7 protein-coding genes are annotated in these 6,360 nt (G+C 31.8%); 4 read left to right on the top strand and 3 right to left on the bottom strand.

Going from position 1 to position 6,360, the window contains the following annotated elements; all coding sequences use genetic code 11:
• Positions 1 to 729: 729 nt before the first annotated feature.
• From QRN68_RS16770 to QRN68_RS16760, 3 genes are all read right to left on the bottom strand, one after another.
• Entirely contained in the window at positions 730 to 1,206 is a 477-nt protein-coding gene (locus QRN68_RS16770; RefSeq protein ID WP_285398054.1) for a hypothetical protein, read from the bottom strand.
• 490 nt (positions 1,207 to 1,696) lie between these two features.
• A complete protein-coding gene (locus QRN68_RS16765) occupies positions 1,697 to 2,035 on the bottom strand; it encodes a DUF4183 domain-containing protein (RefSeq protein WP_481817461.1) in 339 nt (112 codons plus the stop codon).
• Between the two features lie 31 nt (positions 2,036 to 2,066).
• A complete protein-coding gene (locus QRN68_RS16760; protein ID WP_285398052.1) occupies positions 2,067 to 2,486 on the bottom strand; it encodes a DUF4183 domain-containing protein in 420 nt (139 codons plus the stop codon).
• 465 nt (positions 2,487 to 2,951) lie between these two features.
• Here QRN68_RS16760 and QRN68_RS16755 point away from each other — a divergent pair, with 465 nt between their 5' ends.
• The 4 genes from QRN68_RS16755 to QRN68_RS16740 all read left to right on the top strand — a co-directional run bounded on the left by QRN68_RS16755 (position 2,952) and on the right by QRN68_RS16740 (position 6,199).
• Complete coding sequence (locus tag QRN68_RS16755; RefSeq protein ID WP_285398051.1) at positions 2,952 to 3,119, top strand: hypothetical protein; 168 nt, start codon at positions 2,952 to 2,954, stop codon at positions 3,117 to 3,119.
• Positions 3,120 to 3,317: 198 nt separating this feature from the next.
• Positions 3,318 to 4,574: an ATP-binding protein gene (locus tag QRN68_RS16750; RefSeq protein WP_285398050.1), complete on the top strand. Its 1,257-nt coding sequence runs from the start codon at positions 3,318 to 3,320 to the stop codon at positions 4,572 to 4,574.
• A 502-nt stretch (positions 4,575 to 5,076) separates the two neighbouring features.
• Entirely contained in the window at positions 5,077 to 5,490 is a 414-nt protein-coding gene (locus QRN68_RS16745; protein ID WP_285398049.1) for a DUF6892 domain-containing protein, read from the top strand.
• A 274-nt stretch (positions 5,491 to 5,764) separates the two neighbouring features.
• Entirely contained in the window at positions 5,765 to 6,199 is a 435-nt protein-coding gene (locus tag QRN68_RS16740) for a hypothetical protein (protein ID WP_285398048.1), read from the top strand.
• Positions 6,200 to 6,360: the final 161 nt, after the last annotated feature.

Here is a 6,360-nt window from a genome sequence, read left to right as displayed (position 1 = left end):
GCAACAAATGTTTTATCTGTGCGAAAGCGAAGCGTCAGCAACAAAGCGAGTAGCCTGTAGCGGAAATCAGAGCCTTCTAATTTAATTATTCGTATGGGTATTTTAAGAGAAGGATAGGGAAATAATGGATTGTATACAGCATACATTGAATAATAAATAAACGTTCCCAAAATGCAAATCTGGGGGCACAATAAAACACTCTAAACATTGATATAAAAATGTTTAGAGTGTTTTTCTGTATTTCCCTAACATACAGCTTTTTATGCAAAAGTATATGAACATAGTTACAATAAGACTTTTCAAGATTTTGCAGAAAACGCTGCAGGTGTGCTATCTGAAAAAACGTGCATATATAGACAATTTATTAACGCTGTGAATCTGTATTTTTTAAACGCTACCTCAACTTCAACTCCCATGAAAGAACTTAATCATCTTTCATTTTCTGTAGTAAGTGCTGATTTTGCACTGTATGGATGGCTAACAGGTGCGATTGTTCAATAAGAGCAGTTGCTTCTTGTGCTAACGGAGCAGAGGAGTTGAACAAGGGGGAATCTGTATGAAGAAGAAGGTTTAAACAGATATACGAAAGCGTAATTTTAAATCCATCACTATATGGAATGAATATCTGAAGGAAAATGTGCAGCAGTAAATTCAAAAAAAGAAGCGTACTCGAATTTTACGATTACGCTTGTATTTTCTAGTGGCAAATAAATGAAAACCTTCGCCCCATTATTTAATTGACCATTCTAATTTCTTTTTATAAAAGTAATTCGAATAAAATAAAATTATTAATACTAAACCTATGATAAACGAAAAATTCCCGATCTTCATAAAAATTAACTTTGTATAATTATCTAACGGAGTCAATTGAAAAATAAAATATAACGTCAATAGTATTGCAACAAAAGAAACCAATAATATATTTTTATTTCTCCAATATCCAAATAAAGTTTTTATGAAATAGGTGAAGAAAATCCATAGAATAAAAACTAATAAAGCATGAGATATTCTATCAGCTAATTGTCCTGTCAGTACAGTTAAAAAAAGTATAGAAAACACTACTAACGAAATAAAAGGGGCAAACATAATTAATATATCCATTCTTTTAATCGGTAAACGTAATTTTGAATCAACAACCAATGAAAATGATGCTTTTTGTAAATGTAAATATAAGCAAGCAATCATTATCAAACCTAAATATAACATTTTAATACCTTCCTTCTACCTACTATCCTAAATAAGGAAACATAAAATTACAAATTATTATTTTACGATTATTTTTACGGAAATTCAACTTAATTTTTGAAAAACAATTGGTGAAGCCAAAAGTGTCTTTTATTTATTTCAAAGCTACAGCTCATCAAGTTTTTTGCAATCTGTTATTACTGAACAATATGAGGAAATTGAATATTTTATTATGATTTAGTGGGATAGCGCAGTGCAATAACAATTTGGGGCGATGCATTACAACTATAAATATGTGTGGAAGGATAAAAAAGAGCCATCTCCTTTAAAAGAAATGGCTAAAATGGTGATCTAATGTTTGGTCAAAATGTAAAGCATAGTGACCCAAAGTCAAAAAATTGTGAGATATCTTAGCTAAGTTAAATAGCTTAACATTACTATAACTTTGCTGAAATTATTCTATCTGTATAGGGACTTGTCCTGCGAAATAAAAGTATATAGAAGTGGGCCATTAAGTTTGTGTAACTAATTCTACAGCTTCTACTACTAATGGAGTTCCTGCTGTGATTGTGCCAGTAACACCATTAAAAGTTAACCCTGTTGATGAAATTGTATACGAACCGCCTTCTTGCAATACACCGTTGATATAAAAATTATAGTAGCCGTTCGTTACTATTGGAAAAGTAGTCGCAGCAGTCCCACTATCATTTAGAAATGCAGTTGCAAGGATAGTAGTACCATCACTGACCGACAAATTTACTGCTAATACGTTAAAGAATCTAGTCGAAGTACCTGTAACATTTACATGAATATTAATAATTGAAAGTGCCATTTTTTCACCTCCTTTCATGGGAAAAGTATTGTTTAGAAGATTTTTTATATTACATTAGTTGGAATCCCAATGATTCTATAATTATAGGAGTACCGTCAAAAATCGTTGTATTAAATGGATTAAGGATTAAAGAATTTGGGGTTACTTTATATGCACCGCTCTCTTGCATCACACCATTGATATAAAGGTTGTCGTATCCATTGGGATTAAAAATTTTAAATTCTGTTACTGGATCGCCATTATCATCTGAAAATAGATTAGCTAGAAGGGTTACTCCGTTTGTTAGATCAATATCTTCTGTAACAATATAGAAATATCTATTTATCGTTGGAATAATAGTTCTGCTAGGGATAACGACTGGCGGAGGTGGAATAGACGATTCATCAATAGCCTTTATACGATGCCAATTAAATCTGTTTTCTTCACAACAACCGTCGCAAATAGATTTTGGTGGATTTATTTTTTTCATTATTGTTTTTTACCTCCCTTTTTGAATATGTTGCATACCCCATGAACTATAGGCGTTTCTTTAAAAATTTCTAAAGATATCTCAAAAGTTAGTCATATACTAATAATTTATGATTTGAATTTGTAAGTTGATTGGTAATATGCCTCTAAAGAGAATTAAATCCATTTTTAGTAAAAAGATGGATTTTTTTAAATTCAAAAAGGAATGAAAGCTATGAAAATGAATTTTGAAGAAGTATAGGGAGATAGACTTATACCTTGTTACTGAACGCTATGAGCAAATTAGTAAATAATTATCCCAGACGTGTTGATTAGGAATAGATAGGTTTATTATTAAGCGATAAAAGGATTTTTCGTTGCTGCTTTTCTAATATATTTCCATTTTGACTGATTGTAGCGGTGGAATCGGCTCGACGCTCGCCAGCAGGAAGCCTTGCTCTGCGCGAAAGCGAAGCGTCAGCAACAAATGTTTTATCTGTGCGAAAGCAAAGCGTCAGCAACAAAGCGAGTAGCCCGGATAGTCACTAGACTACTGAAGAATTACTTAATCATGCTTGGCAAATCTTTATCGGTTAATAAGGTTCTCGTGAGACTAAAAGAGGTTCACCTTCCAAGGGAGGCACCGACTTATTGAAACGGAAGAATTGAGACATAGAAGGTATTTTGATATCAGAAGTGTTGATGATTAAAGAATGAGAAGAGAGTAACTGTTTTTTTTTACACTTTTTTCAACATCTTTCTTTTTTTATACGAAAAACTGTTTATAATTATCTTAACCTTTTGTATTTTATCACTTTTCTAACATTTATTACTCAATTTAGGGGCGCTGATCATGGGGATAACGACATTATTATTAAATGCATTCATTATTATCATTTGTATTTTTTTCTATCAAATATTTTGGTTAGATAAAGATGGAAAAGAAGCGCGTAATACTATATTAATTTCCTTTCTTTCATCCATTGCGGTTGTTCTTTGTATGACATTCCCATTTAAGTTTGATTGTGGATACATATATGATTTACGGCTTATACCAATCCTTTTAGCTGTTCTCTATGGTGGTTTTAGGAGTTTTATTTTTATTACTGTTATATTTGTTTCTTACCGCTTTTACTTAGGCGGAGACGGAGTCTACCCTGCAGTTATTGTATATTTTATGGCCACTTCCATTACTATGGTATCCCAATATTTTCTTGCTGGATATTATAAAAAAAGAAAAATATTGTTCAGCTTATTGCTTATGTCTCTTTGCACTATTTCCTTTTCTATCTTCGCTTTAATGAACCAAATACAGATAAATGATAAAGTTCAACCTGATTTTATTCACTTTTTATTCAATTATATAGTGATCAATATTCTGACTGTTTTATTGTCTCTTTATCTAATTGAAGGAATGATAGAAAGGTTTAAAATGAAAGAAAAAATTCACCGTGCAGAAAAATTTATGGTGACTTCTAAATTAGCAGCGTCTATAGCCCATGAAATAAGTAACCCGTTGACTACGGTATATGGATTTATGCAGATGTTTAGTAAAAACGAAATCTCTGAAACACAAAAGGATGACTATTTGCAAGTCATGCTAATGGAGTTAGAAAAAGCGCAACTCGTTATTAACGATTATTTGTCCCTTATAAAACCACAAAATGTTGCAAGAGAATTATTAGATATTAGACCAATTGTTGAGCAAGTAATAGAGGTTATTTTACCGATCGCCATCCAATGTAATGTTAAAGTAGAAAGCGATAATGAATGTTCCTATTATATATATGCCAACACCGATAATCTAAAAATGTGTTTAATTAACATTGCAACAAACGGGATTGAAGCCATGACTAATGGAGGGATGCTCCGAATTAATGTGAAAAAGGTAAAGAATCATCTTGTGATTGATATTATTGACACAGGAATTGGAATGTCTTCTGAGGAGATAAATCGAATCGCTATGCCGTTTTATTCTATAAAAGAGAAGGGAACCGGGCTAGGTACGATGATTGCATACAGTATTGTAAAAGGATTAAACGGAGATATAGAAATAAAAAGTGAAAAGGGAAAGGGAACACGGTTTTCTATTATTATTCCTTCTTCCTAATAGAACTCGTAAGGCAAAAAAAATTTGACGATTTAGGGCTTGCTGAACGGATTACCAACTTATAAAAGTTTTGATGTGCGCTGCCGGAGAGTTTTTTGCCTTTCACGGGATATAAATTTAACTCAAGAGCTGTATGTATCTACAATTTCCCGGTATGCCATTACCCAGGAAAAATGATCGGTTCCTGATTTACCAGCATCGTCGAATTGAAGCGGAATTGATGCCGATGTGTTGTTCAGCCATATGTTCTTTTTATCACATCATTTTCAATTGAGCTAGGAAGATTAGTGTTATTTAACTTGTTGTTCAACAATCGGGCAAGATTATTGAATAACAATTTTAAGGCAAAGTGGATATTGTGAAGGTTTACACTTAAACTATTATGCAGGTTAATCCAAAAATATTATTAGTAATAATAACTATATTAGGAATAATTATCATTGAACAAACGGAACTGGTTAGGTTAAAAGTATAAGACAAAAATAAAATTGGAGGTAGGATAATGGATAAAAGTGGGATGTTTAAAGATTTTAATTTTAAATTAATGGTAATTGAAGCTTTATTAGATAAAGAGCCACAATTTTTAGGGGAATTAACAGAATTAGAAAATAAGTATATAAATATTTTTGAATGGTATTCTGGAAATGGCCCAATTGTTGAAATCAAGGAATATTTAGAAGAGTTAAATTTGGAAGCAGGTGACCTGGAAAAGGTTGAGTACCTTTGCTTTGATGGAGGTAATGAAATTTATCATATCCTAAAGCCAGATTGGGATGGTGAGGATGATTTATTTGATGTAGTATCTGTTGAAGGTTTTCAGAATCTAAAAAATTTAAAAACAGTAGATTATATTTCAATGTGTTATCCAAAAGTGTTAGAGCCATTTAAACAAGCTGGAATTGAAATTAAGTATTAATGAAGGTTATGATATTGCACTCCCATGAAAGAACTTAATCATCTTTCATTTTCTGTGGTGAAGTGCTGATTTTTGCAATTCATGGATGTCTAACGGGTGCTTGAGCTGTTTTAGACAGCTCTTTTTTCTTATTGTGCTAACGGCGCAGTTTACTTTAACAACATCCAATAAATGCATTGGATATATGCGCTAAAATAAAAAGGGAATCACGAAATAATATACTTAAATGAAAAGACGGAGCGAAAGTAAAAATCTAATAAAGGAAAGTAATAAAATGAATAAATTAATTTTATCCATATTGATTGTTATTATTTTGACTGGATGCAAAAAATACCCAAACGATACTCTTAGTCAACCAGAAGGCAAAGTGATTGTGAATGGTGAACAATATACAATGATTCTAAGTGATTATGAGCAGAAAGAAGACAAAGTTGAATTTAGTAGTAAACATTCTTCCGATATAAACGAGATAGCTGAACTTTTCGATACACTAGAAGTTGAAAAAAGCACTATATTTAAAGTTGAAATTGATAAAAACCCTTCTTCAATTACGGTAGCTAAACTGAATGAAGATGGTACAACTGATCTTGTTGAAGTGAAAGATAATGAAATTATGATGCCATCGGAAAGTGGATATTATATTTATCAACTTAAAACAATATGGTCTGAAGGAAAACAAACTTTTGTTTTTGATGTTAGTGTTGAATAAAAAGAGAGTGACCTACAACTAAATTAATTAGTTTTACTAACATAGGTTTTACATGAAGATCATTGAGCTGCACAGACGGCTCTTTTTGCTTATTGTGCTAACGTAAGCAGGTTTGTTGTGCGAAATGTTCCTAGTTTAAATGGATGATGGTTACATCAATC

Source organism: Lysinibacillus sp. fls2-241-R2A-57 (assembly GCF_030209535.1).
In the GTDB taxonomy this organism is placed as follows: domain Bacteria; phylum Bacillota; class Bacilli; order Bacillales_A; family Planococcaceae; genus Lysinibacillus.
This window is presented reverse-complemented; position numbering and strand designations above follow the sequence as displayed.